The organism is Brevundimonas sp., assembly GCF_004210735.1.
Lineage (GTDB): Bacteria > Pseudomonadota > Alphaproteobacteria > Caulobacterales > Caulobacteraceae > Brevundimonas.
Window position 1 is genome coordinate 45,439 of record NZ_SDZL01000006.1, and the last position, 25,239, is coordinate 70,677.

The 25,239-nt window shown below is 69.2% G+C and carries 27 protein-coding genes; 3 read left to right on the top strand and 24 right to left on the bottom strand.

Features of this window, described 5'->3' with window-relative positions; translation table 11 throughout:
* Nucleotides 1-10: 10 nt before the first annotated feature.
* The 10 genes from EON91_RS02250 to EON91_RS02295 form a co-directional block, all read right to left on the bottom strand.
* Complete coding sequence (locus tag EON91_RS02250) at nucleotides 11-619, bottom strand: DUF1134 domain-containing protein (RefSeq protein ID WP_292091314.1); 609 nt, start codon at nucleotides 617-619, stop codon at nucleotides 11-13.
* Between the two features lie 246 nt (nucleotides 620-865).
* A complete protein-coding gene (locus EON91_RS02255; protein WP_292091315.1) occupies nucleotides 866-1,414 on the bottom strand; it encodes a TIGR00645 family protein in 549 nt (182 codons plus the stop codon).
* Between the two features lie 3 nt (nucleotides 1,415-1,417).
* Complete coding sequence (pheT, locus tag EON91_RS02260; protein ID WP_292091316.1) at nucleotides 1,418-3,826, bottom strand: phenylalanine--tRNA ligase subunit beta; 2,409 nt, start codon at nucleotides 3,824-3,826, stop codon at nucleotides 1,418-1,420.
* A gap of 10 nt (nucleotides 3,827-3,836) precedes the next feature.
* Entirely contained in the window at nucleotides 3,837-4,952 is a 1,116-nt protein-coding gene (pheS, locus tag EON91_RS02265; RefSeq protein ID WP_292091317.1) for a phenylalanine--tRNA ligase subunit alpha, read from the bottom strand.
* 87 nt (nucleotides 4,953-5,039) lie between these two features.
* The gene (gene rplT / locus EON91_RS02270; protein WP_292091318.1) at nucleotides 5,040-5,393 is read right to left on the bottom strand and encodes a 50S ribosomal protein L20; all 354 of its coding nucleotides are present in this window, start codon (nucleotides 5,391-5,393) and stop codon (nucleotides 5,040-5,042) included.
* A gap of 108 nt (nucleotides 5,394-5,501) precedes the next feature.
* Nucleotides 5,502-5,699, bottom strand: coding sequence for a 50S ribosomal protein L35 (gene rpmI, locus EON91_RS02275; protein WP_003166435.1), 198 nt, complete (start codon nucleotides 5,697-5,699; stop codon nucleotides 5,502-5,504).
* Between the two features lie 160 nt (nucleotides 5,700-5,859).
* A complete protein-coding gene (locus EON91_RS02280; RefSeq protein WP_292091320.1) occupies nucleotides 5,860-7,845 on the bottom strand; it encodes a S9 family peptidase in 1,986 nt (661 codons plus the stop codon).
* Between the two features lie 150 nt (nucleotides 7,846-7,995).
* Nucleotides 7,996-8,517, bottom strand: a complete 522-nt coding sequence (infC, locus tag EON91_RS02285) for a translation initiation factor IF-3 (RefSeq protein ID WP_292091321.1) — start codon at nucleotides 8,515-8,517, stop codon at nucleotides 7,996-7,998.
* 125 nt (nucleotides 8,518-8,642) lie between these two features.
* A complete protein-coding gene (locus EON91_RS02290; protein ID WP_292091322.1) occupies nucleotides 8,643-9,593 on the bottom strand; it encodes a glycosyltransferase family 9 protein in 951 nt (316 codons plus the stop codon).
* Nucleotides 9,590-10,567 carry a glycosyltransferase family 9 protein gene (locus EON91_RS02295; protein WP_292091323.1) on the bottom strand — a complete coding sequence of 326 codons (978 nt, stop codon included), beginning with the start codon at nucleotides 10,565-10,567 and terminating at the stop codon, nucleotides 9,590-9,592. Before EON91_RS02295 ends, EON91_RS02290 begins: the two co-directional genes overlap by 4 nt.
* A gap of 67 nt (nucleotides 10,568-10,634) precedes the next feature.
* Here EON91_RS02295 and EON91_RS02300 point away from each other — a divergent pair, with 67 nt between their 5' ends.
* A complete protein-coding gene (locus tag EON91_RS02300; protein ID WP_292091324.1) occupies nucleotides 10,635-11,378 on the top strand; it encodes an alpha/beta hydrolase in 744 nt (247 codons plus the stop codon).
* Here EON91_RS02300 and EON91_RS02305 read toward each other — a convergent pair.
* The 6 genes from EON91_RS02305 to EON91_RS02330 form a co-directional block, all read right to left on the bottom strand.
* The gene (locus EON91_RS02305) at nucleotides 11,375-11,971 is read right to left on the bottom strand and encodes a glutathione S-transferase N-terminal domain-containing protein (RefSeq protein WP_292091326.1); all 597 of its coding nucleotides are present in this window, start codon (nucleotides 11,969-11,971) and stop codon (nucleotides 11,375-11,377) included. The two genes, EON91_RS02300 and EON91_RS02305, sit on opposite strands and share 4 nt — an antisense overlap.
* 32 nt (nucleotides 11,972-12,003) lie before the next feature.
* Nucleotides 12,004-13,011, bottom strand: coding sequence for a serine hydrolase (locus EON91_RS02310; protein ID WP_292091343.1), 1,008 nt, complete (start codon nucleotides 13,009-13,011; stop codon nucleotides 12,004-12,006).
* Between the two features lie 85 nt (nucleotides 13,012-13,096).
* Entirely contained in the window at nucleotides 13,097-14,221 is a 1,125-nt protein-coding gene (ispG, locus tag EON91_RS02315) for a flavodoxin-dependent (E)-4-hydroxy-3-methylbut-2-enyl-diphosphate synthase (protein WP_292091327.1), read from the bottom strand.
* Nucleotides 14,222-14,285: 64 nt separating this feature from the next.
* Nucleotides 14,286-15,464, bottom strand: coding sequence for a helix-turn-helix domain-containing protein (locus EON91_RS02320; protein ID WP_292091328.1), 1,179 nt, complete (start codon nucleotides 15,462-15,464; stop codon nucleotides 14,286-14,288).
* Nucleotides 15,465-15,629: 165 nt separating this feature from the next.
* Nucleotides 15,630-17,918, bottom strand: a complete 2,289-nt coding sequence (ptsP, locus tag EON91_RS02325; RefSeq protein WP_292091344.1) for a phosphoenolpyruvate--protein phosphotransferase — start codon at nucleotides 17,916-17,918, stop codon at nucleotides 15,630-15,632.
* Nucleotides 17,919-17,961: 43 nt separating this feature from the next.
* Nucleotides 17,962-19,251: an aspartate kinase gene (locus tag EON91_RS02330; protein ID WP_292091329.1), complete on the bottom strand. Its 1,290-nt coding sequence runs from the start codon at nucleotides 19,249-19,251 to the stop codon at nucleotides 17,962-17,964.
* Between the two features lie 44 nt (nucleotides 19,252-19,295).
* Here EON91_RS02330 and ubiG point away from each other — a divergent pair, with 44 nt between their 5' ends.
* Nucleotides 19,296-20,111 carry a bifunctional 2-polyprenyl-6-hydroxyphenol methylase/3-demethylubiquinol 3-O-methyltransferase UbiG gene (gene ubiG, locus EON91_RS02335; protein WP_292091330.1) on the top strand — a complete coding sequence of 272 codons (816 nt, stop codon included), beginning with the start codon at nucleotides 19,296-19,298 and terminating at the stop codon, nucleotides 20,109-20,111.
* Nucleotide 20,112: 1 nt separating this feature from the next.
* Here ubiG and EON91_RS02340 read toward each other — a convergent pair whose 3' ends face one another.
* Nucleotides 20,113-20,667: a lipocalin family protein gene (locus EON91_RS02340; RefSeq protein WP_292091332.1), complete on the bottom strand. Its 555-nt coding sequence runs from the start codon at nucleotides 20,665-20,667 to the stop codon at nucleotides 20,113-20,115.
* 137 nt (nucleotides 20,668-20,804) lie between these two features.
* On the opposite strand from EON91_RS02340, the gene EON91_RS02345 reads away from it, so the two are divergent.
* The gene (locus tag EON91_RS02345) at nucleotides 20,805-21,008 is read left to right on the top strand and encodes a hypothetical protein (protein ID WP_292091333.1); all 204 of its coding nucleotides are present in this window, start codon (nucleotides 20,805-20,807) and stop codon (nucleotides 21,006-21,008) included.
* A 3-nt stretch (nucleotides 21,009-21,011) separates the two neighbouring features.
* On the opposite strand, the gene EON91_RS02350 is transcribed toward EON91_RS02345, so the two are convergent.
* From EON91_RS02350 to EON91_RS02380, 7 genes are all read right to left on the bottom strand, one after another.
* A complete protein-coding gene (locus tag EON91_RS02350; protein WP_292091334.1) occupies nucleotides 21,012-21,485 on the bottom strand; it encodes a GNAT family N-acetyltransferase in 474 nt (157 codons plus the stop codon).
* A 26-nt stretch (nucleotides 21,486-21,511) separates the two neighbouring features.
* Nucleotides 21,512-21,973, bottom strand: a complete 462-nt coding sequence (locus tag EON91_RS02355; protein ID WP_292091335.1) for a DUF6265 family protein — start codon at nucleotides 21,971-21,973, stop codon at nucleotides 21,512-21,514.
* Between the two features lie 38 nt (nucleotides 21,974-22,011).
* A complete protein-coding gene (locus EON91_RS02360) occupies nucleotides 22,012-22,833 on the bottom strand; it encodes a helix-turn-helix domain-containing protein (RefSeq protein ID WP_292091337.1) in 822 nt (273 codons plus the stop codon).
* Between the two features lie 3 nt (nucleotides 22,834-22,836).
* Entirely contained in the window at nucleotides 22,837-23,271 is a 435-nt protein-coding gene (locus EON91_RS02365; RefSeq protein ID WP_292091339.1) for a DUF1178 family protein, read from the bottom strand.
* Nucleotides 23,268-24,107, bottom strand: coding sequence for a carbon-nitrogen hydrolase family protein (locus EON91_RS02370; protein WP_292091341.1), 840 nt, complete (start codon nucleotides 24,105-24,107; stop codon nucleotides 23,268-23,270). The genes EON91_RS02365 and EON91_RS02370 overlap by 4 nt, the downstream gene beginning before the upstream one ends.
* Nucleotides 24,108-24,365 carry a glutaredoxin 3 gene (gene grxC, locus EON91_RS02375; RefSeq protein ID WP_292091342.1) on the bottom strand — a complete coding sequence of 86 codons (258 nt, stop codon included), beginning with the start codon at nucleotides 24,363-24,365 and terminating at the stop codon, nucleotides 24,108-24,110.
* A gap of 70 nt (nucleotides 24,366-24,435) precedes the next feature.
* Nucleotides 24,436-25,239: ComF family protein (locus EON91_RS02380; RefSeq protein ID WP_366250152.1), on the bottom strand; the 804-nt coding region annotated here is incomplete at its 5' end.

Sequence of the window (25,239 nt, forward strand, 5' to 3'; positions counted from 1 at the left end):
CTCTTCCTGCCTAGAAAGGCAGGATGTTGCGCTGGCGGCTGTAGCTCATGGTGCCGACATTGGCGCCCAGGCGCAGGCCGACGCCGGTGCGGATGGGGGCCAGGACGATGCCGTCGGCGCGCTGATAGTTCACGCCCAGACCGGCGATCAGATAGGCCGAGCCTTCCACGCCGGGGTAGCGGCGATAGATCATGTCGGGGTGGAACAGGCCGTAGACCAGGGTGAAGACCCGGCTGGCGTTGCCGCCCCAGTCCCAGCCGATCGAGGCGCCCTGCCAGAACACCTCCTGCGAGGCGGACAGGTCCTTCATGTGCAGCGCGCCGCGCCCATAGCGCAGGCCGGCGACAGCCGCGCCGGACGCTTCCTCGCCCGCGATATAGGCGGTGGGGCGGTCGCCCTGATCGGAGAAGACGCGTTCGATGGCGCCGCCGATGGCTTCCGAGGCGATGCCCAGTTCGCGCGATCCGGCCGCGACCAGTTCGTCGAACGTATAGGCGGGGGCCGTGTTGTCGGACCGGATCGGATAGTTGGGGTCGGCCGGCTGGCGCGTGGCGCAGGCGCCCAGGGCCGAGGTCGAGGCGACGGCCAGGCCGGAGGCGAGAAGGTGGCGGCGATGCATGTCGATGGCTCCGGTCGATTTCGACGCGCCCGACTCATCGCGGGCCCTGCCGCGCACCGTCGCCGCGCTTTGCGGCAGCCTTGGGGCTGTAAGGTTAACCGGAGCTTACAGCCGGGCCTCGCTCACTGCCGCCCGCCTCAAGTAGCGCAAAGCGCGGTAGGCCCTGAACCGGCCTCAAGCAGCCCGAAGGGCGGTAGGCCAAGCCTCCGGCCTCAAGCAGCCCGAAGGGCGGTAGGCCCCCTAAGATCAATGCTTGTCGGTCTTGCTGGCGACCCAGTCCATCACGGCCAGCAGCACGCCCGAGGCGACGAAGGTCAGGTGGATGATCACCGCCCACATCAGCCCCGCCTCGTCCAGCGGATGGCCCGGCTTGCCGATGTTCATGAAGCTTTTCAGCAGATAGATGGCCGAGATCGCCACGATGGAGGCGATCAGCTTCATCTTCAGGCCCGAGAAGTCGACCGTGCCCATCCACGGCGGCCGGTCTACATGGTCCTCGTCCAGATCCAGTTTGGAGACGAAATTCTCGTAGCCGGAATACAGGACGATCAACAGCAGATTGCCCGCCAGCGACAGGTCCACCAGGCTGAGGATAGCCAGGATGGCGCCGTCCGAATTCATGTGCCCTTCGCCGATCACGAAGGCCTGCGGCACATAATAGAACAGTTCGCGCACGAAGACGGTCAGCAGCATGAACAGCGCCGCCACCAGACCCAGATAGAAGGGCGCCATCAGCCAGCGCGCGCGGAACAGGTTCCGCTCGAACGTCGTCTCGGCCCAGGGTTTCTTGGTCATCGATCAGGCCCTCAGTTCGGCGCCGGCCCTGGCGGCGGCAGCGGTGATCTTGCCGGTCAGGGCCTCGATCTCGGTGTCGGTCAGGGTGGCTTCGCGCGGCTGGATCACGACCTCCAGCGCGACGGACTTCTGTCCCTCGGGCACGCCCTGGCCGCGATAGACGTCGAACACGCGCACGTCGGCGATCAACGCCTTGTCCGCCCCAACCACGGCCTTGACCAGATCGCCCGCCGGGCGGTCGCCATCGACCAGGAAGGCGAAGTCGCGGGTCAGGGGTTGCAGCGGCGGCAGATCGGCCGCCGGGCGCGCCTTGCCCCGGGCGACGCGCGGCTCGGGCACTGCGTCCAGCATGACCTCGAAGGCGACCATCGGCGCATCGGCGCCCAGCGCCTTCAGCGTGCGCGGATGCAGGGCGCCGAACTCGGCCACCACCACCTTGGGGCCCAGCTGCAGGCGGGCCGATTGACCCGGCCGCCACCAGTCGCGATTCTGTCCCTCGACCAGCTGCAGGGACGCGACCGGCGCGCCCAGCTCTTCCAGCAGGGCCATCAGGTCGCCCTTGAGCGCATACAGCGCCTGTTCCGGCTGGCCGCTCCAGTGGCGGGCGGCGTGGGGCGCGATCAGACCGGCGATGACCGTCTTCTGGTCGCCGGGGCGGTCGCCCAGATAGATCGGACCGATCTCGAACAGGGCCGCGTCGGCGTGGCCGCGCGCGGCGTTGCGCGCCGCCGCCTGGATCAGGTTCGGCAGCACTGACGGACGCATGCAGTCCAGTTCCGACGCGATCGGGTTTTGCAGCACCAGTCGCTCCGACCCGCCGCCGAAAGCCTCGGCGATCTTGCGGCTGGTGAAGGACCAGGTGACGGCCTCGCCATAGCCCATGGCCGCCAGCGCCCGGCGGGCGATGCGGATGCGGGTCTGGCGCGGGCTCAGCACGCCACGCGCGGGTCGGGCGACCTGCGGCAACGGCGTCGACGGCAGGGCGCCGTAGCCGGCGATGCGCGCGACCTCTTCCACCAGATCGGCGGGGCCATCGACATCACGGCGCCACGATGGCGGCGTGACCCGCCACGGCGAACCGGGAGCGATGTCAAAGCCCAGCGCCTTCAGGATGTCGGCGATGCGGTCGTCGCCCAGCGTCAGGCCCGACAGGCGCGCGACATAGGCCGGATCGAAATCCAGCGGCTGCGGCAGGGCGGGCGTCTGACCGGCGGCCACGATGTCCGACGGTTCGCCGCCGCACAGGTCCAGGATCAGGCGCGTCGCCAGCTCCAGCCCCGGCACGACCGAGGCCGTGTCCACGCCACGCGCGAACCGGTACTGGGCGTCGGAGCTGATGGTCAGGGTCCGCCCGGTCTGGGCCGTGACGATGGGGTCGAACCAGGCGGATTCCAGGAAGACGTCGACCGTCTGATCCGAACAGCCGGTGCTCTCGCCGCCCATGACGCCGCCCAGGCCGATGGGCCGTTCGCCCGCCGCGTCGGCGATCACGCACATGGCCGGATCGACCTGATAGGTCTTGCCGTCCAGCGCGATCAGATGCTCGTGCTCGCCGGTATCGCTGGCGATCTGGCCGCCGCGCACGACGATCTCGGCCCCGACCAGCTTGGCCGCGTCATAGACGTGCAGCGGCCGCGCCTGATCATAGGCGATCAGGTTGGTCACATCGACCAGCCGGTTGATCGAGCGCAGGCCGATGGCCGTCAGGCGGCGCTGCAGCCAGTCGGGCGACGGCCCATTCTTCACGCCCCGGATCAGGCGACCGGCGAAGACCGGGCACATCTCGGGCGCCTCGATCCGCACCGCTATCGGCGACGGGAATCCGCCGCGCACCGGCGCGATGTCATAGGTCTTCAGCGTGCCGACACCCGCCGCCGCCAGGTCGCGCGCGATGCCCGCCACGCCCAGCCAGTCGGGCCGGTTCGGCGTCACCTCGAAATCGATCACCGGCTCGGCCCCGAACACCGCCGCCGCGGGGGTCCCGACCGCCAGCGTGTCGGGCAGTTCCTGAATGCCGTCGCTGTCGTCGGCCAGCTCCAGCTCGGAGGCCGAACACAGCATGCCGTTCGACACCACGCCGCGCACCGGCTTCTCGACCAGGGTCACGCCCAGGCCGGGCACGTAAGCGCCGATGGGGGCGTAGATGGTGGTCAGGCCCGGGCGCGCATTCGGCGCGCCGCAGACGATCTCCTTCATGCCGTCCACCGTCTCGACCTGGCAGACCTGCAGCCGGTCGGCGTTCGGATGGCGCTCGGCCGAGACGATCTTGGCCACCGTGAACGGCGCCAGCTTGGCGGTCGGGTCCGAGACATGCTCGACCTCCAGCCCGGCCATGGTCATGGCCTCGGCGATGGCGTGAACGTCAGCGTCGGTCTCGAGATGGTTCTTGAGCCAGGACAGGGTGAATTTCATCGTCGTGTCCTCAGCTCAGGCCGCTGGCGGCGTTCGGCGCCGTGAAGGCCGAGAAGCCGTAGTTCTTCATCCACCGCACGTCCGCCTCGAACATGGGGCGCAGGTCGGTGATGCCGTATTTCAGCATGGCCAGGCGGTCGACGCCCATGCCGAAGGCGAAGCCCTGCCATTCGGCCGGGTCCAGACCGCAGCTGCGCAGCACGTTCGGATGCACCATGCCGCAGCCCAGGATCTCCATCCAGCTGTCGCCCTGGTTCAGCTTCAGCTCGCCGCCCGATCGGTCGCAGCGGATGTCCATTTCCGCCGACGGCTCGGTGAAGGGGAAGTGGTGCGGACGGAAGCGCGCGTCGATGCTGTCCATCTCGAAGAAGCGCGCCAGGAAGGTCTCCAGCGTCCACTTCAGATGGCCCATGTGGATGTCGCGGTCGATCACCAGACCCTCGACCTGATGGAACATCGGCGTGTGGGTGGCGTCGGAATCCTTACGGAAGGTGCGGCCCGGCGCGATGATGCGGATCGGCGGCTCCTGACCCGTGGCGATCCACGGGGCCTCGGGCTTGTCGCCTGTCGTCTGCATCGTCCGCACCTGCACCGGGCTGGTGTGGGTGCGCAGCACCTTGCGCTCGCCCGTCTCCGGGTCGGGCTGCAGGAAGAAGGTGTCGTGCATCTCCCGCGCCGGGTGTTTGGGCGGGAAGTTCAGGGCGGTGAAATTGTGGAAGTCGTCCTCGATGTCCGGGCCCTCGGCCACGGCGAAACCCATTTCGGCGAAGATGTGGGTGACCTCGTCCATCACCTGCATGGTCGGGTGCACGCCCCCCCTGCGACGCGGACGCGACGGCAGGGTCAGATCGACCCGTTCAGCCAGCAATTTCGCGTCCAGCTCGGCGGCTTCCAGCAGCGCCTTGCGGTCGGCGACGGCGGCGGATACGCGGTCGCGCAGGCCATTGATGACCGGCCCGTTTTCGCGCCGCTCGTCCGGGCTCATCGCGCCCATCCCCTTCAGCAGGCCGGAGATGACGCCGGTCTTGCCGAGCGCCGAGACGCGGATCTCCTCGATCGCCGACACCGTCTCGGCCGAGCCGATGGCGTTGATGAGGTCCAGTTCCAGTTGGGAAAGGTCGGTCATAAGGGTCCGTCTAGCGGTTGCGGTCCAAAGCAAAAAGCCCCCCGGCGCGGGCCGGAGGGCTTTTGCTCGATCCCGTGCGGGAAAGACTTAGGCCAGGGCCGCGCGAACCTTGTCGGCGACGGCCTTGAAGCCGGCTTCGTCGGCCGCGATGTCGGCCAGGACCTTGCGGTCCAGTTCGATGCCGGCCTTGTCCAGGCCGTGGATGAACTGCGAATAGGTGAAGCCTTCGGCGCGGGCCGCGGCGTTGATGCGCTGGATCCACAGGGCGCGGAAGTTGCGCTTCTTGTTGCGACGGTCGCGGTAAGCGTACTGGCCGGCGCGATCGACGGCGGCCTTGGCGGTGCGGATGGTGTTCTTGCGGCGGCCGTAGAAGCCCTTGGCCTGCTTCAGAACCTTCTTGTGCTTGGCGTGGGACGTAACGCCCCGTTTCACGCGAGCCATGATGTTTTTCCTTCGGGTGACCTCTGGCGTTCGCCGCGCGGCGGCTCACTGCTTGAGAGGCTCAGTTCAAATTCAATGCGGTGGAGAAGATCTGTCTGCGTGCGCCGATCAGGCGTACGGCATGTAGGATTTGATCTTCTTGGCGTCGGCGTCGGCCATGACCGAGGTGCCGCGGTTCTGGCGGATGTATTTCGAGTTGTGGCTGATCAAGCGGTGACGCTTGCCCGCAACGCCGGCCTTAACCTTGCCAGTGGCCGTGAATTTGAAGCGCTTCTTGGCGCCCGACTTCGTCTTCAGTTTCGGCATTTTCACTCTCTGTCTTTGAGTGGGCGACCGCTCTTCAAGCTGCTTGAGCCCGAGGGGTGGTCTCCCTGATTAAGAACCGCCCAGGCATGCCTGTTCGCCCGGCGGTTCGGTACGCGAAGGCGCGGCTTTTAAGCGAAAGCCGCGCCTGGCGCAAGGTCGGTCAGTTCGGGGGGTTGTGCGTCTGAAGGAAGCGCAGCATTTCGGTCAACACCTGCTCGCGCGTGTCGGATCGCGAAAGCCAGTGATCCTCGCCGTTCATCTCGATGAACTCGTACGGCTTTCCGGCCTTGCGCAGGGCGTCGGCCATGACCCGGCTCTGGACGATGGGCACGACGTGGTCGTCACGGCCATGCAGCAGCAGAATTGGGGCGTCGGCCCGCGCCGCCAGGAAGGCAGGCGACCGGTCGTCCAGGGAGTTGTCGCCGAATCCGTCGGCGCCCATGAAGCGGCTCCAATAGCGTAGGGCGGGGTTGTCGTTGTAGCCGGTGTCGCGCGCCTCGTCGCGAAGCATGCGGCGCAGGTCTGTGACCCCAGCCCAGGACACGGCGCAACGATAGACCCCGGGGTCCAGCGTCACGCCGGCCAGCGCGGCGTACCCGCCATAGCTTCCGCCGACGATGCAGACCCGTTTCGGGTCGACGATCCCCTGCTCCGACAGGTAACGCACGCCGTCGGACAGGTCCGTCTGCATCTTGCGGCCCCATTCGCCGTAGCCGGCCTCGCGGAACGCGTCGCCATATCCCGTGGAGCCCCGGAAATTCGGCTGCAGCACCGCATAGCCGCGTGACGCCACCGCCTGTGCCTGGAAGTCGAAGGTCATGGTGTCGTGCGCTTCGGGTCCGCCGTGAGGCATGACGACCAACGGCAGGCCGCGCGGATTTTCGACGCCCGGCGGCAGGGTCAGATAGCCATGGATCTTCAGCCCGTCGGCTGCCGGATATTCCACCGATCGCACTGCGGCGACCTGTTCGGGTCGCAGATCATAGGCGCTGCCGATCCGCGCCGCCGATCCATTGGCGAAGTTCAGGACATAATAGGTTCCCGGATCCGACGCACTGGCGGTGTAGACCACCGCCTTCTGCAGGTCGTTGCTCCAGTTCACCAGGTCCGGCGCCTTGCCGGTGAAGGCCTGCTGCACGCGCGCCCACAGATTGCCCGCGTTCGGGTCGGTCAGGACGATCTGCCGACCGTTGTCGGTCGAGCGGGCCGCCCCGATGAACCGCCGGGTCACCGGATGGAACATCATCGCCTCCGGCCTGAACTCGAAGCGGACCGGACGCCAGGCGCCGGTGGCGAAATTCACGTCGAAATACTCGGCGTCCTCACGCCCCGGCTGGCTCATGTCGGGGCGACGCGCGCCCACGATGACGCTATCCCCCTGCATCCCCAGCCCTACCAGATAGGGCCTGTCCAGCGGCGCGGTGGTCCGCCAGATCTCCTTGAACGAACCGCCCTGGCGCACCATCAGCTTCCAGACTTTGGACGCTCGATCATATTCGCTCTGCGCGACCGACTGGCCGGTCGCGTCCAGCACATAGTCAGTGACCTGTCGGCCCATGACTTCATGCAGCCGGCCACGCCCCGTCTCGGGCTCGATCCGGAACAGGTCCATCCGCTCCGGATTGGCGCGGGCATAGCCTCGGACGAAGACCTGCGGCGTCCCGTCCACGTCCAGCACGGTGATGTTGTCGAACAGATACGGCAGCACCCCACGGGTGCCTTCGAACACCTGATAGATCTTGTTTTCGGCCGGGTTGTAGATCTGGGCCGCGAACCATTCGGTTTCGATCAAGCCGATCTCCGGCAGAGCTTCTGACGAAGACGTCGTGACAAGCACACGATCTTCGCCGATCCAGTCCAAGTCCCTAACCTTGGCGCGGCCGACCGACGCACCCCCGATCTGGGCCCGGCTTTCGACATCAAGCAAGACCAGGGTGCGATCCTCGTCCGCCACCGTAATGAAGGCCAGGCGCTTTCCTGACGGCGACAGCTCCACCAGCTCAAGCGACGGCAGGGCGCCGTAAACCGACAGCGGCGCCGGTGCGGCGCTCGCCTGGGCCAGGGCTGCCGATGCAGGCAGGATGGCCAGGCCAGACAAGGCCAGCGCGGCGGCCACAAGGCCCGCGCGGATCGTGGAACGTGACATTTAAGAGAGACCCCCCGTCTCAGAGAAATTTACAGCCATGATCATACGGCCGTCGCGCAATCTCAAGTGGTCATTCTGGGGGACGGGCCTGAAACGCAAAACGCCCCGGCGCGAAGCCGGGGCGTTCTGAAGTTCTGCTGAGCCGGCGCCTCAGCGCGGAGCCAGGATCATGATCATCTGGCGGCCTTCCATACGCGGGGCGTATTCGACCTTGGCGACCTCGTCGAAGTCGGCCTGGACCTTGTTGAGCAGCTTCATGCCCAGTTCCGGGTGCGCCATTTCGCGACCGCGGAAACGCAGGGTCACCTTGACCTTGTCGCCCTCCTCGAAGAAGCGATGCATCGACTTGGCCTTCACGTCATAGTCGTGGGTGTCGATGTTCGGCCGCAGCTTGATTTCCTTGAGCTCGACGACCTTCTGGCGCTTGCGGGCCTCGGCCTTCTTCTTCTGCTCCTGGAAACGGAATTTGCCGTAGTCGAGGATCTTGGCCACGGGCGGATCGGACGTGGCGACGATTTCGACGAGATCCAGACCGGCTTCCTCGGCGGCTTCCAGCGCAGCAGAAGTCGGCATGACGCCCTGCTTCTCGCCGTTCTGATCGATCAGAAGAACGCGGGGGGCGCGGATTTCCTGGTTCATACGCGGCCCGTCCTTCACGGGCGGCGTTTGCATGGGACGGCGAATGGGCGTCGTTTCCTTATGTGGTCGAAAGCGTCTGAATCTTCGCAGGGGAAGACGCGCGACACGCGGTCGCGTTCCCCTGCTGGACGCCTATATGACCGCGAAAGCCTTTCGCTTCAAGGTTTGACCGCATCAGGGGCCGGCGCGAAGGCCGCTTGCAGCGCCAGAGTCTCCTCGAACACACGCTCGACCGACAGGGCGGTGATCGGCGCGAAGTCGCCCCGCACCGGCGCGGCGGCCAGCACCCGCCCCTTCGGCCCCCATGGCGCCTTGTGCCACCACTCGCTGGGACCGAACAGGCCCAGCGTCGGCGCCCCCGTCGCCGCAGCCACGTGCATCAGGCCGGAATCGTTGCCGACGAACAGCGTCGCCCGGCCGATCGCCGCCGCCGAGGCCAGGATGTCGCCCGTGCCCACTGCGTCGATGCCGCGCGGCCCTGCCGCCGCCAGCGCCGGGGCCGCCGCCTCGTGATCACCCGGCCCGCCCACCATCATGAAACGCCACCCGTCAAAGCGCGGTTCGGCCTTCAGCCGCTCGACCAGCGCGGCCCAGCGGTCCGCCGGCCAGCTACGATCTGCTGCTGTCGAGATGGGCGCCATGGCCAGGATCGGCGCCGGGTCCGCGCCGATCAGCGCAGACGCCTGCGTCCGGGCCGCGTCGTCCAGGAAGATTTCGGGCTCCATCGTCCCGTTGGCCTTCATCATGCGCGAGAAGGTGACGACCTTGGGATCGCCCTTCTCCAGCGCCCGGCTGTAGAGACGCCGCTGCCCCGCGCGCAGGAACAGCGACATGGCCGAGCCGCGCACGTCCGCCACCATGGCCCAGCGCACGCCCACCGCCTGACGCCACAGGGCGCGCCAGTGGCCGGACAGTTTCTGCTTCTTCCACGGAATGACCTTCACCACGCCGGGCGCCGCGCGGAACAGGGCGGCGGCGGTCGGGCCGACGGCGACCGTGATTTCGGCCCCCGGCAGCTGGCGGCCGATCTCGCGGATCGCGCCGCTGGACATCACCGCGTCGCCGATGCGGTCGGCGCTGATGAACAGGACCTGTGGCGCGTCGCTCATGCCGCGCCCTTGGCATAGGCGTCGTGCAGAGCCAGCGTGGCGGCGAAAACGGCGTCCACCGTCAGATCCTCGATCGGGGCGAACTGACCGCGCGTCTCGTTGCTGGCCACCGTCCGGGTCTTCATTCCGCGCGGTCCGTACAGCCACCATTCGGTTGGACCGAACAGGCCCAGCGTCGGCGTGCCGGCGGCGGCGGCCGTGTGCATCAGGCCGGAATCGTTGCCCACGAACAGGGTCGCGCGCGAGATCGCGGCGGCAGAGGCCAGGATGTCGCCCTTGCCCACGAAATCGATCCCGCGCGGTCCGGCGGCGGCCAGGGCGGGCGCCGCCGGCGGCTGATCGCCCGGCCCGCCGACCAGCATGAAGCGCCAGCCGTCAAAGCGCGGCTCGGCCTTCAATCGCTCGACCAGGGCGGCCCAGCGGTCGCGCGGCCAGCTCTTGCCCTTCTGGTGGGCGATGGGCGCCAGCGCCAGGATCGGGCCAGGCCCCGCGCCGCCCGCCAGCTGCGGGTCGATCACGGCCGCCGCCTCGGCCCGGGCGCGGTCGTCGATGTACAGCTCAGGCTCCAGCGCCCGCGGGGCGCGCATCAGGCGCGACACCACCTCGACCTTGGGCACGCCCGTCTCCCAGCCGCGATTATAGATGCGCCGCGTCCCCGCCCGCACCAGCCAGCCCAGCATCGAGCCGCGCGTGTCGATGACCACGTCCCACGGCTGTTTCACCACCTCGGCCCACAGCCGGACCCAGTGCGACGCCCATTTGCCCTTGTTGACGACGATGATCCGCTCGACGCCCGGCGCGGACCGGAAGAAGGGCGCCGGCGGGCCGCCCGCCGCCACGGTGATGCGCGCGCCCGGCCATTGCCGGTTGATCTCGCGCACTACGCCCGAGGCGATGACGCTGTCGCCGATGCGGTTGGGGCTGATGAACAGCACCCGCGCTCCGGATGCAGAGGCGTTCTGGGGGTCGGACACGCGGATCAGCCTTCACTTTGCTCGCCCTTTCGCTACCAGTCCGGGGCCGAATGCGCGAGAGGAAGGCATGACCGATATCCAGACCCTGACCCGCCCCGACGGCGAGACCCTGGCCCTCCGACGCGTCGAGGGCGCCGGCCCGACCGTGATCTGGATCGGCGGCTTCCGCTCGGACATGGAGGGAACCAAGGCGCTGGCGCTGGACGTCGCCGCGCGCGAGCGGGGCTGGAACTATGTCCGCTATGATCATTTCGCCCACGGCCACTCGTCCGGCGACTGGCGGCAGGCGACCATCGGCCGCTGGCGCGAAGACGCCGTCGCCCTGATCGACAGCCTGCCGGGCCCGGTGATCCCGGTCGGTTCGTCCATGGGCGGCTGGGTCGCCCTGCTGGCCACGCTGGCGCGGCCCGAGCGGGTTCAGGGAATGGCGCTAATCAATCCGGCCCAGGATTTCACCGAGCGGCTGATGTGGCCGGGTCTGGCCGATCACGAACGCCAGGCCATCCTGCGCGAGGGCGAAACCCTGATCGTCGAGGAAGGGCTGGGCGAATACGTCCTGACCCGCCGCATGTTCGAGGAAGCGCGCGACTGGCTGCTGCTGGACGGCTCCATCGCCATCACCGCGCCGATCCACATCCTGCAAGGCCGGGCCGACGACGTCGTGCCGTGGCGCCATCAGGTCGACCTGGTCGAGCGGCTGACCGGCGGCGACGTGCGGCTGGACCTGATCGAGCGCGGCGACCACCGCCTGTCCGCCCCCGCCGAACTGGCCCGTCTGATCGCGGCGGTCGAGGGTTTGCGCGGCCTCTAGCGCGGGTATGTGTCGATAAAGCTTGGCCGCGTCTCCAGCGCCGCCTGCAAGGTGACCAGCTTCGGACGACCGGTCTTCCAGTCGTAATCGGGGTGACGGAAGCCGATCCAGGTCACCGCCACGCCCGCCGTCAGCACGCCCATATCGAAGCGATCGGCATCAGGCGCCGCAACCTCCAGCGCGTCCAGCGCCCGGCCCATGTTGTCCGTCCAGCGCGCCATCCACGACGGCGAGCGTTCATGCTCGGGCCGGCGCTTTTCCAGCAGCAGCTTGACCCCCATCTCCAGCGCGGCGTTGGCCAGGGTCTCGACCCGCCTGACCGCCCACCGCTCGGCCCCGTCGGCGGGCGACAGGCGCGGTCCGTCGCCCAGCCCATCCAGATACTCGGCGATCACCGGACTGTCGGTCAGCGGCAAACCGTCCCCGGCGATCAGGGTCGGCACCTGGACGATGGGGTTGGTCGCCAGCAGCTCCGGCGCATTGCCATAGGGATCGACCGCGATCTCCTCGACCCGGTCGGCCAGCCCCCGCTCCCGCGCGACGATCCGCACCTTGCGGGCATAGGGCGACGGGGCGGTGATGTAGAGTTTCATGTCGCCAGCCCTGACCTCGGCCGCATCAAGGGTCAAGGCCGATGGGTCTCGGCGGCGATGCGCGACACGCCGGCGATGGCCGCGGCCCGCTCAGGCGCCGGGGCGGACGAGTTGGCCAGTAGCGCGACAACGCCGATCACCGCCCCATCCGGCGCCCGCATGACGCCCACGTCGTTGGTCACGCCGACGACGCCGTCCCAACTGCTGCTGCTGCCCGTCTTGTGCCCGATCCACCAGTCGGCGGGCGTTCCCGCGCGGAGTCGATCAGGGAAGGTCCCGGTCTCGCCCATGACATCCAGAATCCAGCGGGTCGATCCTGCCGACAGCAGCTGGCCGTCGCCCAGTCGGTACAGCAACGTCGCCAGACCCCGGGGCGTCGCCGTGTCGCGCACATCGTTCTGATAGGCGCGGAAGGCCGCTTCGCGCCTATCAGGGGGCACGGCGTCAATGGCCGCATCCAGCCGGTCGGGATCGGTGAACTCAGCGCTCCACGTCAGGCCGAAGATTTCCGTCTGCAGGCGGCGCTCATCCCGGTCCAGCCGAACGCCGACGATTCCCTTGCGGTCGAGATAGGCCTGGACCGCCGCCGTGCCGCCCAGCCGATCGATCAGCCAGTCGGTGGCCAGGCTGTCGCTCTCGGTGATCGCCCCCCGGATCAGTTCGCCCACCGTGGTTCGGTGCCCGTCGGGCCCGATCAGCTTCTCTAGCGGCTGCACGAACACGCTGACGTCGTCGCGCGTCAGCAGCACCTCATCGTCCAGGGTCAGGCGTCCCTGATCCACCGCGTCCAGCACAGCCATACCCACCAGCAGCTTCATCACGCTCTGCATCGAGATCGGACGGTCACCGTTGGCGCACGCGGCGCCGTGACGGTCGACGATACAGGCTCCCAGAACACCGTCGGCCTGTGCGGCATGCGCGACCAGCGCGGCCGATCGATCCGCCAGGGGATCGGCGCCGGCGCCGTTCGACACCGGCGCGCAGGCGGCGACGGCGAGACCGAGCAGCACGGGCCGCAGGCGGCGAAGGTCAACGATCATGGTCACGCGTGCTTCCCCGGCGCTGAGGCGATCCGCCTCGTCGGCGACAACCTGAATAAGAAAGCGTGGCCGTTGTGGGGCGCCCCTATTCGGCCGCAGCGCGCGCCGCGTCCAGTTCGGCGGCCTTCTCCTCGACCCGGGCCACGATCTCATCGATCATGCCGTCGTTGGCCTGTTTGTGGGCGATCTTGCCGTTCAGATAGATCATGCCCGCGCCCTTGCCGCCGCCGGTGAAGCCGACATCGGTATAGAGCGCCTCACCCGGTCCGTTCACGACGCAGCCGATGATCGACAGGCTCATCGGCGTGGTGACGTGGGCCAGTTTCTCTTCCAGGATGGCCACCGTCTCGATGACGTTGAACCCCTGACGCGCGCAGGACGGGCAGGCGATGATGTTCACCCCCCGGTGACGCAGGCCCAGCGATTTCAGGATGTCGAAGCCGACCTTGATCTCCTCCACCGGATCGGCGGCCAGCGACACGCGGATGGTGTCGCCGATGCCCGCCCACAGCATGTTCCCCATGCCGATGGCCGACTTGATCGTGCCGGTGCGCAGCGGTCCCGCCTCGGTCACGCCCAGGTGCAGCGGGCAGTCGATCACCTCGGCCAGCTGCTGATAGGCGGCGACGGTCAGGAAGGGGTCGGACGCCTTCACCGAGATCTTGAACGCGTGAAAATCCTGATCCTGCAGGATGCGGGCGTGGTTCAGCGCGCTCTCGACCATCGCATCGGGACAGGGCTCGCCGTATTTCTCCAGCAGCTCCTTCTCCAGCGACCCGGCGTTGACGCCGATCCGCATGGAGCAGCCGTGGTCGCGGGCGGCCTGGATGACCTCGCGCACCCGATCCTTCGAGCCGATGTTGCCGGGGTTGATGCGCAGGCAGGCGGCGCCCGCCCGGGCCGCCTCAATGCCGCGCTTGTAGTGAAAATGGATGTCGGCCACGAGCGGGACCTTCGCCTCGCGGGCGATGGTGCGGAAGGCGGCGGTGGACTCCTCGTCCGGGCACGACACGCGGACGATGTCGGCCCCGGCCTCCTCCAGCTGACGGATCTGGTTCAGGGTGGCGACCGCGTCCGTGGTCGGGGTGTTGGTCATCGACTGGACGCTGATCGGCGCGTCCCCGCCCACAGGAACGGCGCCGACCATGATCTGGCGGCTCTTGCGGCGCTCGATGTGGCGCCAGGGTCGGACGTGCGTGTGGTCGCTCATGACGAGCGGAACATAGGCGATCGACGACGGCAAAACCACGACATCGGGGTCAGGGCGCGACGATTCAGCCCGGAACGGCCCCGTTGACCGGCAGATCGGCCGGAGCGGCACGCACCGGCGTCGTCACGGGCGCGGGCTGCGCCGCTGCGACCCGCGCCGCCACGGCCTGGGCCGTCGCCAGACGCTCGGCCTCGGCGCGGGCGTTGTCGGCGGCGATCTGGCGCGCGATCGTCTGGGCCCGCCCGTTCAGCTGCGCCAGCGGCGTCAGCGGCGCGGACAGGGCTCCGCCGTGCTCACCGTTCAGATAGATGTCGAAGGCGGCCGGCTCTGACACGTCGATAGTGGCGGCGACGCCGGGCGGCGCGCGCCACGCCTCGCCGGCGGCCATTTGTCGGGCGAACAGCACGCGGCCATCGCCCATCCGCACCACCAGGGTGGCGGGCTTGCGCGCCTGCAGCGTCACCTGGGACACCGTGGCCGATGCGCCGTGGATGGCGCCCCGCGGGTTGAACGCCTTCTGCACCGGAACAACGCTGACCGGCGTCAGGGCGGCGGTCGTGCCGTTGACCTCGACGTCCGCCAGCTGGGCTTCAAGGCCCGGGGTGACATAGAAGGCCGGAACGGTCTGGTCGGGCGGCGCGGGATGTGGCGCGGAAAGACGCAGGCCCTGCAGTTCGGTCTGGCCGGGCACGGCGCCCAGGGTCCAGCTTTCGGGCACCTCGGCGATGTCCGACGGATGCGCCTTGCGGATCAGGCTGACCCGCTGGAACACGTTCCAGCCGACCACGGCCAGCACCAGAATGGCCACGGCGGCGATGACGCGGGGGGAATGGCGCTTGACCTCCTCGAAGGCCACGCCGACCGGCGGCTGCAGCGGCACCGAGGGGTCGGGGCTCTCGCGCTTGAAGCGTTCGATGGCCAGTTGCTCGTCCAGCCCCAGCTCGGACGCATAGGCGCGGACATAGCCCATCGAGAAAACCCGCGACGGCAGGGCCGAGAAATCGTTCTGCTCCAGCGCGATCAGATAGCGGCTGTGGACGCGGGTGGCCTGGGACAGGGCGGCCAGCGACCGGCCCGAAGCGTCGCGCGCCTGACGCAGGCCATCGCCCAGAGTCGCGGCGTCCGCGATGGAAGGCGCTGGGTCCTTCCAGTCGGGATGCGCCCGAAACTCGTCGGGGACGTTCCCCGTATCCAGCGCCATGACGCCTGACCCCACACTCGACGCACCGGCATAGACCGACATCGCCGTACTCGACCACGGCGAGCCGTTTACCACATGCGTTTGACGGTTCCGGTTCTGACCCGGAGCCCACCCGAACTCATCCTGTGGATAACTCATTCCCGCCCGCCGTTCAACGATCCGTTAATCATCGTCACCGGTTCCGGCTATGTGCCGGGACGGGACGGATCAGACCGCGACGTTCAATTTGCGGGCCAGCGACTCGATCTCGTTGCGCACCGATCCGGCCGACGATCCCAGCAGATTGGCCATGCTGCGCCGCGCCGCCGTCAGGTCCGCCGACAGGATCATCCGCTTGACCGGACCCACCCCGCCGGCGGGCGCCGACAGGCGGGTGAAGCCCAGGGTGATCAGGGCGAACGCCTCCAGCGGCCGCCCGGCCAGTTCGCCGCACACCGAAACCGGCGTGCCGGTGTCGGCGCATTTCTTCTGGATCTCGGCCAGGGCCCGCAGCGCCGGGGGCGACAGCGGGTCATAGCGGTCCGACACCAGCGGATTGGTGCGGTCGGCGGCGTACATATACTGGAACAGGTCGTTGGTCCCGACCGAGACGAAGTCGGTCAGCGGCAGCAGCGCGTCCAGGTGCCACAGCAGGGCCGGCGCCTCGATCATCGCCCCCACCCGCAGCAGGTCCGGCAGGGCCCGGCCCCGGCGACGGGCCCATTCGACCTCGACGTCGACCAGTTCGCGGGCGGCGCGGAACTCGTCCACCGTGGCGATCATCGGGAACATGACCCGCAGCTCGCGCCCCGCCGCCGCCGTCAGCAGCGCCCGCAACTGCAGTCGCAACAGCCCCGGCCGATCCAGGCCCAGGCGGATCGCGCGGCGGCCCAGCGCCGGGTTCTCCTCCCGCTCGGCCTCCAGATAGGGCAGCACCTTGTCGCCGCCGATATCCAGGGTGCGGAAGGTGACCGGCCGGTCGCCCGCCGCGTCCAGCACCAGCTTGTACAACGCCGTCTGCGCCGTCAGGCGCGGCAGCTCGTCCGAGACCATGAACTGGAATTCGGTGCGGAACAGGCCGATCCCCTCGGCCCCGGTCGCGTCCATATTCTCCAGATCCACCGCCAGGCCGGCGTTGGTCAGGACCGTGATCCGCGTCCCGTCCTTGGTCACGGCGGGCGTGTCGCGCAGCAAGGCGAACTCGGCCCGGCGCTGCTCGCGCACCTCCATCCGCGACTGGACCGCCGCCAGCATGTCGGGCCGGGGACGCAGGTAAGCCTCGCCCGTCTCGCCGTCGGCGATGACCAGGTCGCCCTCGCTGACCCGGTCACGCAGCCCTTGCAGGCGGCCGACGCAGGGAATCTGCAACGCGCGGGCGACGATGCCCGCATGGCTGGCGGCCGAGCCTTCCTCCAGCAGCAGGCCGCGCAGCTTGGCGCGCGGATATTCCAGCAGATCGGCCGGCCCCAGGTTCCGCGCCACCAGTATGGCGTCGTCGGGCAGGTCGCGCTGGCCCGGCTGATCGCCCGCCAGCACCCGCAGCAGCCGGTTGGCCAGGTCCTCGAAATCATGCAGCCGCTCGCGGATATAAGGATCGCGGGCGCTGGCGAAGCGGGCGCGGTGCTCGTTGCGGACCCGGTCCACCGCCGCCTCGGCCGTCAGGCCCGACCGCACCGCCTCTTCCAGCGACCGGTTCCAGCCCCGGTCGTCGGCGAACATCCGATAGGTTTCCAGCACCTCGAACGAGACGCCGCCCAGCTTGCCCTGGCCACCCTCCAGCATGGTGTCGATGCCGGCCTTCAGCGTGATCAGCGCCGCCTTCAGCCGCACCTCCTCGGCCACCGGGTCGTCGGACAGCAGCCGTTCCGGCGGCAACGGCGCCTCGTGCAGGACCACATGGCCAAAGGCCAGGCCCTCGGCGAATTTCTGGCCCTTCAGCCGCTCGGGCCGATGTGGCGCCACCTCGACGTCGCGGAGTTCGGCCTCGGCCAGCAGTTCACCCGAGGCGACCGTCTCCGCCAGGACCATGGCGATGGTCTGGATGTCCTCGACCTCGTCCTCGTCATAGCGACGGGCCGCGCGGTTCTGGACCACCAGCACGCCGATGGCCCGGCCGCCGCGCAGCAACGGCGCGCCCAGGAAGGCGTGGTACGGGTCTTCGCCCGTTTCCGGACGGTACGAGAAGCTGGGATGCGACGGCGCGTCCGACAGGCTGATGGGCTCGGCGCTCCGCGCCACCTCGCCCACCAGACCCTCGCCGGGCCGCAGCCGGGTGTTGTGCACGGCCTCGGGGTTCAGGCCCTCGGTGGCGAACAGCTCCAGCTCGCCCGTCGCGCGGCGCAGATAGATGGAGCAGACCTCGGCCACCATCGACTGGGCGATGATCCGCACCACCAGGTTCAGCCGGTCCTGCGCCGGGGTCGATCCCCCGCCTGCCAGTCCTGCGCCGGCCATGGCCTCGCGGATCTGGCGCAGGAGGTTTCTCGGCCCCCTCGTCGTCAATCCGCCCTTGACCATCATGGCTCCCGTCGCCGTCGCGCGTCCCCGCGCCTGTTGAACCCTATACCGCGTCCAGCCCGTAGGCCGAATGCAGCGCCCGCACCGCCAGTTCGGCATAGGCCGCGTCGATCAGCACGCTGATCTTGATTTCCGAGGTCGAGATGGCCTGGAATTTCACGCCCTTGTCGGCCAGCGCCCTGAACATGGTCTGTGCGACGCCCGCATGACTGCGCATTCCCACGCCGATGACCGAGACCTTGGCCACGTCGTCGTCGACGCGGATTTCCTCGAACCCGATCTCGGCCTTGGCCGCGGTCATCAGTTCGGCGGCGCGGGCGGCGTCCCGGCGTCCCGTGGTGAAGGTCAGGTTGACCGCGCCTTCGGTGCGCGCCTGGCTCTGCACGATCATGTCGACATTGACGTTGGCCTCGGCCAGCCGGGTAAAGACATCCGCGGGGGCGTCCGTCCGGTCCGACAGGCCCAGCAGGGTGATCCGGGCTTCGTCACGGCTCATGGTGACGCCCGAGACGATGCGCTTTTCCACGATCTCATCCTCATCGCAAATCAGGGTTCCGGCGGCCGCCGGCAGGTTTCCGTCGGCGTCCGGCTCGACAAAGCTGGACAGCACCCGCACGGGCACCCGCTTGGCCATGGCCAGTTCGACCGAGCGCGTCTGCAGCACCTTGGCGCCCAGGGACGCCATCTCCAGCATCTCTTCGTACGACACCTTTTCCAGGCGGCGCGCGCGGCTCTCGATGCGGGGGTCGGTCGTATAGACGCCGTCCACGTCGGTATAGATGTCGCACGGACAGCCCAGGGCCGCCGCCACCGCCACGGCCGAGGTGTCCGAGCCGCCCCGACCCAGCGTCGTGATCCGGTTGTCGCGCGTGACGCCCTGGAAACCGGGGACCACGGCGATCTCGCCCTTGTCCATGGCGGCGCCCAGCACCTCGCCCGGCACGTCCTCGATCCGCGCGCGGCCATGGGCGTCGTCGGTGATGATCGGAATCTGCCAGCCCATCCAGCTGCGGGCGTTCAGACCCATGTTGCGCAGGGTCAGGGCCAGCAGGCCCGACGTCACCTGCTCGCCCGAGGCGACCACCACGTCATATTCGTCGTCCGACATCGGCAGGCCGGACGCGGCCGCGCCGGCGCCGTCGGTCCAGGCGACCAGTTCGTTGGTCTTGCCCGCCATGGCCGAGACGACCACCGCCACCTGCTTGCCCGCCCGCGCCTCGGCCGCGATGATCCGCGCGGCGCGGCGGATGCGCTCGAGGTCGCCCATCGAGGTGCCGCCGAACTTCATCACCAGCCGCGTGGTCTCGGGTCGCGTGGTATCGGGCCGCGTCATCGTGGCGTTTCGCCCCCTGCTTGCATGGAGAGCCCCGGCGGTTCATGCCTTGGCTCATGGTCGCTTCTAACCACACCGAAACCGCGCGCAAACCCCAAAGCGAGACGGGTTTTCCGGAACAGGCGGCCGGGCCGTCCATCGACCCCGCCGACGTGGCCCGTTTCTCGGCCCAGGCGGCCGAATGGTGGGACCCCAAGGGCCCCTTCGCGCCCCTGCACCGCTTCAATCCGGCGCGGCTGAAATTCGTGCGCGACCGCGCCGCCGATCATTTCAGCCGCGACGTGCGGGGCCGGGCGCCGTTCAGCGGCCTCAGCCTGATCGACATCGGCTGCGGCGGCGGCCTGATCGCCGAACCGATGCGGCGCATGGGCTTCGACGTCACCGCCATCGACGCCTCGTCCGAGAACATCGGCACCGCCCGCGCCCACGCCGATCAGCTGGGCCTGGACATCGCCTATCGCGCCGCCACGGTCGAACAGATGGAGCAGGCGGGCGCCGGCCCGTTCGACGTCGTCCTGACGATGGAGGTGATCGAGCACGTCGCCGACCCCGAGGCCTTCATCCGCACCTGTTCGCGCCTGATGAAGCCCGGCGGCCTGATGATCGTCGCCACCCTGAACCGCACGCTCAAGTCACTGGCCCTGGGCAAGTTCGCGGCCGAATACGTGCTGCGCTGGGTCCCCGCCGGCACCCACGACTGGCGCCAGTTCCTGAAACCCGACGAGATCCGCCAGATGCTGTCCGCCGAGCCGCTGGCGGTCGAGGGGCCGTTCGGCTTGGAGTACGACCCCCTGAACGACCGCTGGAGCCAGGGCGACGCCGACATCAACTACATGATGGTCGCCACCCGCGCCCCCTGAGTCAGTGCCGCGTCTCGCGTAGCAGCGACAGGTCGTAGCCCAGCTCCCGCGCCCGCTGCCGCAGGGCCTGACCCTGGGCCGGGGACGGCCGCGCCTCGCGCGTCAGCAGCCACAGATAGCGGCCCGACGGCTCGCCCACGATCGCCCAGCTGTAGTCGTCCGCGTGGTCCAGCACCCAGTAGTCGCCGACATAGAAGGGGCCGAAGAAGGACACCTTCAGCTTGGCGTTCCGGCTGCCCTCCACGATCCTGGCCCTGGCCTCGGCGGTGCGCAGGCGGCCGTCCACCGCCCCCTCGCGACAGCTGTTCAGCACCCGGATCAGACCGTCCTCGCGCAGGCTGTAATCGGCGGTGACAGCCTCGCAGCCCTTCTGGAACCCGGCTTCATAGCGCGCCTGCTCGTACCAGCGGCCCAGATAGCGCTGCAGGTCCACCGGCTTGGCCGGCTGGGGCACGGCCGCATTGCCCTGCGGTCCCCGCTGCAAGGTGGCGCACGCCCCCAGAGCCAGCGCGGCGCCGGCGACAAGAACGAGCGACAGTCCGGTTCTGATTTTCATGCCGGTGAAAGACGGTCGCGCCCGTTCGGTTCCGCCCCATCGCGATCCCTCGCCGGACGGTTGCTTTTCAGGAAATTAACGGGACCATCGCCCCGCCCCGGCCTATGAAACGCAGGTCATTGAATGGGAGACCGCAGATGATCCGCATCCTTCAGATCGCCGCCGCGACGGCGCTTGCAGCCACCGCCGCCTGCGCCACCAGCGACTCGCTGGGTTGGAAAGGCGACGGCGCCCAGCCGTTCGACGGCGCCCGCGACGCCTGCCACGCCAGCGCCGACGCCGACGAACACAGCCCCGCCTTCACCGACTGCATGGCCGCCAAGGGCTGGACCCGCCCCTGAGGCTTACAGTGGCCTGACCATATAGCGGGCGTCGGCGCCGTAACTGGCCAACTTTGCGGCCATGCCGGGCGGGCTTTCGACCGCAAAGCCGTTGCGTTGCCAGAAACCGACCGCGTCGTTCACCGCGACCAGCGCCAGCGCGCGCCAGCCCGCCGCCTTCGATTGTTCGGCCAGCTGCTCGACGATCGCGCGCGTCCAGCCGCCGCCCCGCGCGTCCGGGTGCAGCGCCAGGTCGTGCAGATAGACCAGCGCCGCATCGTCCGGGATCGCCTCGATCAGGGCGTTCAGCGCCGGAGCCGCGCCCCGCCGCCACGGATAGGCGACCAGATAGCCCCGCACCCCCGCATCGCCCGCCAGCACGAAACAGCCGCCGGGATTCAGCGCCAGCCGGTTCTCGAAACAGGCCCGGTCCTCCGGATGGTCCGGAAACGACAGCCCCGCCACCTCGACCACGCCGTCCAGATCGGCGGCGGTCATAGGTCGCCAGCTCAGGCCATCCCTGCTCAGCCTGGACACCGCGCGTTCAGCTCCCTGCGGTCGAACCGCCATTCCACGCTCCGCATCATTTCGCCGTCGCCGCCCTCAATCCGGGCGGTCAGCACGTCACCGTCGCGCTGATAAAGGATGCGGTTGGGAAAGTCGTTCTCGGCATTCTCGAACACGGCCCGGTTCGGCCCGGCCTCGATCAGGCGAAACGCCGTCGGCGCCGCGCCGTCCGGCTGGGCGAAATAGGCCAGGCCGCCGCCGTCCAGCGGCCCGATATGCGACGCCTCGAACCCCGCCCGGCCGCTGCGCATCGTCACATTGTGGCCGACGATCAGCCCGCCGCGCGGATCGCTCCACGTCTCGCTGACCTCGCGCCCGTTCGAACAGTCCAGCCAGTAACCGGCCATCCACGACAGGTCGTCGGCGCCCGGCGCCGGATTCAGCGACAGGGTCAGGATCATGGCGTTCAGCATCAGCATCGGTCGTCTCCGCTCGCCCTTCCGGCGACGATGTGACCCTAGACCAGATGCGGCGCGCCCGACTTGTAGGATTGCGACGCGATCCGCCGCGCCAGTTCGACCTGATCGCGCGCCCATTCGGTGGCGGTGCAGCCCAGAAACCGGCGGAAGTCGCGGGCCATCTGCGGCTGGTCGAAATAGCCCGCCGCCAGCCCCGCCTCCAGCCAGCCCTCGGCCTCGCTCTCCAGCCGGGCGACGTGATCGAACACCCGGCGAAACCGATGGATGGAGCGCAGGGCGCGCGGGGCCACGCCCACCCGGTCGGCGAACCGCCGTTGTAGGGCCCGGCGTTCGCCCGGCGTCCGCTCAGGCCCGGCCCGGTCGTCGGTGATCGCCTCGACCTCGTTGCGCACCAATGGATCCAACGCCCAGCCGCCGCGCATGCGCTCGCCTTCCAGCCAGTCGGCCAGCGCCGCCATTTGACCGCCCGGATCGCCCGGTCGCAGCGCCAGCCCCGCCAGCCGTTCCCGCAGATCCAGTCGCCGATCCGTCGCCTCGGACAGGGCCACGCCCAGGAAATCCCGCGCGCCGTCCGGCTCGAACCGCGCCGCCACGATCTCGACCGGGCCCGCCGGGCGTATGGCCATGGGCCGCGTCATCTGCCCGGCGAAGATCACCGGCGGCTGGGGACGAAACACGCCGTCCGCGCCCTCCTCCTCGTACGGCGCGCCCAGGTCGATCACCAGTTCGGGGCACCCGTCGGGCGCGATCCGCTGGACGCCCCCGGTCGGGTTCGGCGCGGCATAGGTCCACAGGCAGCGGATGAAGGGGCGAAGCGCGGGCGGCGGCGCGATCTCTTCGTAACGCTCCCCCTCGCCCATCGGTCAGTTCGCCTTGGACGGGTCGGGCGGCAGGGTCGGCAGGGGGGCGCAGGGCACGCCGTCGTCCTTCAGCTTCTTCACCTCGGCGGGCGTCGCCTCGCCATAGATTTCGCGCTTCTCGCTGCGCCCTTCGTGGATGTCGCGCGCCTCTCGGGCGAAGGTGTCGCCGACGTAGTCGAAATTGGTCTCGACATGCTCGCGCACCTCGCGCGCGGCCTGCATCATCATGGCCTGCATCTGTTTCGCCATGTCGGGCGCGGGCGCGGCCTTCTTCGTCCCGGACACGGCCGGGGCCATGATCTGTTTTCGCACCTCGGGTGAGCCGCAGAACGGACATTCGACCAGGCCACGCGCCGCCTGACCGTCATAGTCGGCCGACGAGGCGAACCAGGCCTCGAAACCATGGTCGTGGATGCAGGACAGGGCGTAGCGGATCATGACGGGGCGGTGAAATCGCGGTCGTGTTGCAGGGCGGGCACCGACTGCCGGGCCCGCTGGACCGCGCTCATGTCCAGCTTTGCGGCGACAACGCAAGGCTCGTCGTGATCCGCCCTGGCCAGCACCTCGCCCCACGGGCCGACGATCATCGACCGGCCCCAGGTCTTGCGCCCATCCTCGTGCGTCCCGCCCTGAGCCGGCGCCAGGATGAAGGCGCCCGTCTCGATGGCCCGCGCGCGCAGCAGCGTCTCCCAATGCGCCTCGCCCGTCGGGCGGGTGAAGGCGGCGGGCACGGCGATCATCGCCGCCCCGGCCTTGGCCAGTTGGCGGTAAAGATGCGGGAAACGTACGTCGTAGCAGATGCTCAGCCCCAGCCCGCCCCAGGGTGTCTGCGCCGCCACCGCCGCATCGCCCGGCCGGACGGTCGCGCTCTCGCGATAGGTCTCGCCGTTCGGCAGGTCGACGTCGAACACATGCAGCTTGTCATAACGCGCCACCACCGCCCCGGCCGGATCGATCAGCAGCGCGCGGTTCGCCGCCCGCCCGTCGCCCTCATGCCCCGACCGCACGATGGCCGAGCCGATCAGCAGCCAGACGCCCAGCTCCCGGGCCAGGTCGCGCAGGCCCAGGACGCACACGTCCACATCCTCGGCCGTGATGACCGCATCGCGCCGGTCGCGGCGCTGCTCCAGCAGATTGGTCCCCTCGGGCGTCAGGATGAACCGCGCGCCGTCCGCCGCCGCCTGTCGCACCAGCGGCGCGACATGGGCCAGCGCCGCCTCGGCCGTGGCCGGGGTGCGGGTCTGGATCAGGGCGACGTCCAGGGTGTCGGGCATTCAGGCGGCCAGCAGATCGTCCAGTTGACCCCGGGCCTCCAGCGCGGCCAGGTCGTCCGACCCGCCGACGTGTTTGTCGCCGATGAACACCTGCGGGAAGGTCATCCGCCCGCCCGAGCGCTGCACCATCTCGGCCTTCTTTTCCGGATCGTTCGAGGCGACGATCTCCTGATAGTCGACCCCCTTGCTGTCCAGCAGGGCCAGGGCGCGGATGCAGTAGGGGCAACCGGGCTTGGTGTAGATGACAACGTCGGCCAACAAACTCTCTCCAATCACTCGCGCCCTCATATAGCGAGCCGCCGCGCGGCGAGCGTTAGGGCGCACTAAACTAGATAACTATTTCGCGCGCGGTTCGCACCCTCGCGATGACCGCCAGGTCGACGGCGCGGGCGCCGGCCGCCAGCAAGGCCTTCGCGCAGGCCTCGGCCGTCGCGCCCGTGGTCAACACATCGTCGACCAGAAGGATGCGCCGCCCCTTGATCCGCCGCGCGCCCGCCGGGGTCACGGCGAAGGCGTGGCGCACGTTCTCGCGCCGCCCCCGCCCGCTCTTGCCGCCCTGGCTGTCGGTGCGCGTCTGGCGGATCAGGGCGTCGGGCAGATAGTCCAGCCCAGCCGACCGGGCCATCGGCCGGGCGATCTCGGCCGCCTGGTTGAAACGTCGTGACAGCAGGCGCATCGGGTGCAGCGGCACCGGAACCACCGCGTCCGCATCCCCCACCAGCTCGGCCGCCGACCGGCTGATCCAGCGCGCGAACAGGGGCGCGAACTGCTGCTGGTCGCCGTGCTTGAACTTCAGGATCACCCCGCGCGACGCCTCGTCATAGACACAGGCCGCCCGCGCACGCTCAAAGGCATAGGGTTTGGCCAGACAGGCCGCGCAGCGCGTGTCAGCAAAGGCGCCGCCGTCCGCCTCGAACGCCGCGCCGCAGCCGTCGCACACCGGCGCCTCCAGAAACACCACCCGGCTCCAGGCGTCGGGCGTCAGCCCGGCCGACGCCGTCGCCTCGCGACTGTCGTGCGCCAGCGGCGGCAGCAGCACATCGGTCGCCGCCCGCCCCATCCCGGCCAGGGATGCGCCGATCCGCGACGTGGCGTCTTTCCAACGCGCCCGCGACACCCCATCCTTCAGCGC

Coding starts and splice junctions, on each gene's coding strand:
- EON91_RS02250 (WP_292091314.1), bottom strand. CDS start 619: ATGCATCGCCGCCACCTTCTCGCCTCCGGCCTGGCCGTCGCCTCGACC.
- EON91_RS02255 (WP_292091315.1), bottom strand. CDS start 1,414: ATGACCAAGAAACCCTGGGCCGAGACGACGTTCGAGCGGAACCTGTTC.
- pheT (WP_292091316.1), bottom strand. CDS start 3,826: ATGAAATTCACCCTGTCCTGGCTCAAGAACCATCTCGAGACCGACGCT.
- pheS (WP_292091317.1), bottom strand. CDS start 4,952: ATGACCGACCTTTCCCAACTGGAACTGGACCTCATCAACGCCATCGGC.
- rplT (WP_292091318.1), bottom strand. CDS start 5,393: ATGGCTCGCGTGAAACGGGGCGTTACGTCCCACGCCAAGCACAAGAAG.
- rpmI (WP_003166435.1), bottom strand. CDS start 5,699: ATGCCGAAACTGAAGACGAAGTCGGGCGCCAAGAAGCGCTTCAAATTC.
- EON91_RS02280 (WP_292091320.1), bottom strand. CDS start 7,845: ATGTCACGTTCCACGATCCGCGCGGGCCTTGTGGCCGCCGCGCTGGCC.
- infC (WP_292091321.1), bottom strand. CDS start 8,517: ATGCAAACGCCGCCCGTGAAGGACGGGCCGCGTATGAACCAGGAAATC.
- EON91_RS02290 (WP_292091322.1), bottom strand. CDS start 9,593: ATGAGCGACGCGCCACAGGTCCTGTTCATCAGCGCCGACCGCATCGGC.
- EON91_RS02300 (WP_292091324.1), top strand. CDS start 10,635: ATGACCGATATCCAGACCCTGACCCGCCCCGACGGCGAGACCCTGGCC.
- EON91_RS02305 (WP_292091326.1), bottom strand. CDS start 11,971: ATGAAACTCTACATCACCGCCCCGTCGCCCTATGCCCGCAAGGTGCGG.
- EON91_RS02310 (WP_292091343.1), bottom strand. CDS start 13,011: ATGATCGTTGACCTTCGCCGCCTGCGGCCCGTGCTGCTCGGTCTCGCC.
- ispG (WP_292091327.1), bottom strand. CDS start 14,221: ATGAGCGACCACACGCACGTCCGACCCTGGCGCCACATCGAGCGCCGC.
- EON91_RS02320 (WP_292091328.1), bottom strand. CDS start 15,464: ATGTCGGTCTATGCCGGTGCGTCGAGTGTGGGGTCAGGCGTCATGGCG.
- ptsP (WP_292091344.1), bottom strand. CDS start 17,918: ATGGTCAAGGGCGGATTGACGACGAGGGGGCCGAGAAACCTCCTGCGC.
- EON91_RS02330 (WP_292091329.1), bottom strand. CDS start 19,251: ATGACGCGGCCCGATACCACGCGACCCGAGACCACGCGGCTGGTGATG.
- ubiG (WP_292091330.1), top strand. CDS start 19,296: ATGCCTTGGCTCATGGTCGCTTCTAACCACACCGAAACCGCGCGCAAA.
- EON91_RS02340 (WP_292091332.1), bottom strand. CDS start 20,667: ATGAAAATCAGAACCGGACTGTCGCTCGTTCTTGTCGCCGGCGCCGCG.
- EON91_RS02345 (WP_292091333.1), top strand. CDS start 20,805: ATGATCCGCATCCTTCAGATCGCCGCCGCGACGGCGCTTGCAGCCACC.
- EON91_RS02350 (WP_292091334.1), bottom strand. CDS start 21,485: ATGACCGCCGCCGATCTGGACGGCGTGGTCGAGGTGGCGGGGCTGTCG.
- EON91_RS02355 (WP_292091335.1), bottom strand. CDS start 21,973: ATGCTGATGCTGAACGCCATGATCCTGACCCTGTCGCTGAATCCGGCG.
- EON91_RS02360 (WP_292091337.1), bottom strand. CDS start 22,833: ATGGGCGAGGGGGAGCGTTACGAAGAGATCGCGCCGCCGCCCGCGCTT.
- EON91_RS02365 (WP_292091339.1), bottom strand. CDS start 23,271: ATGATCCGCTACGCCCTGTCCTGCATCCACGACCATGGTTTCGAGGCC.
- EON91_RS02370 (WP_292091341.1), bottom strand. CDS start 24,107: ATGCCCGACACCCTGGACGTCGCCCTGATCCAGACCCGCACCCCGGCC.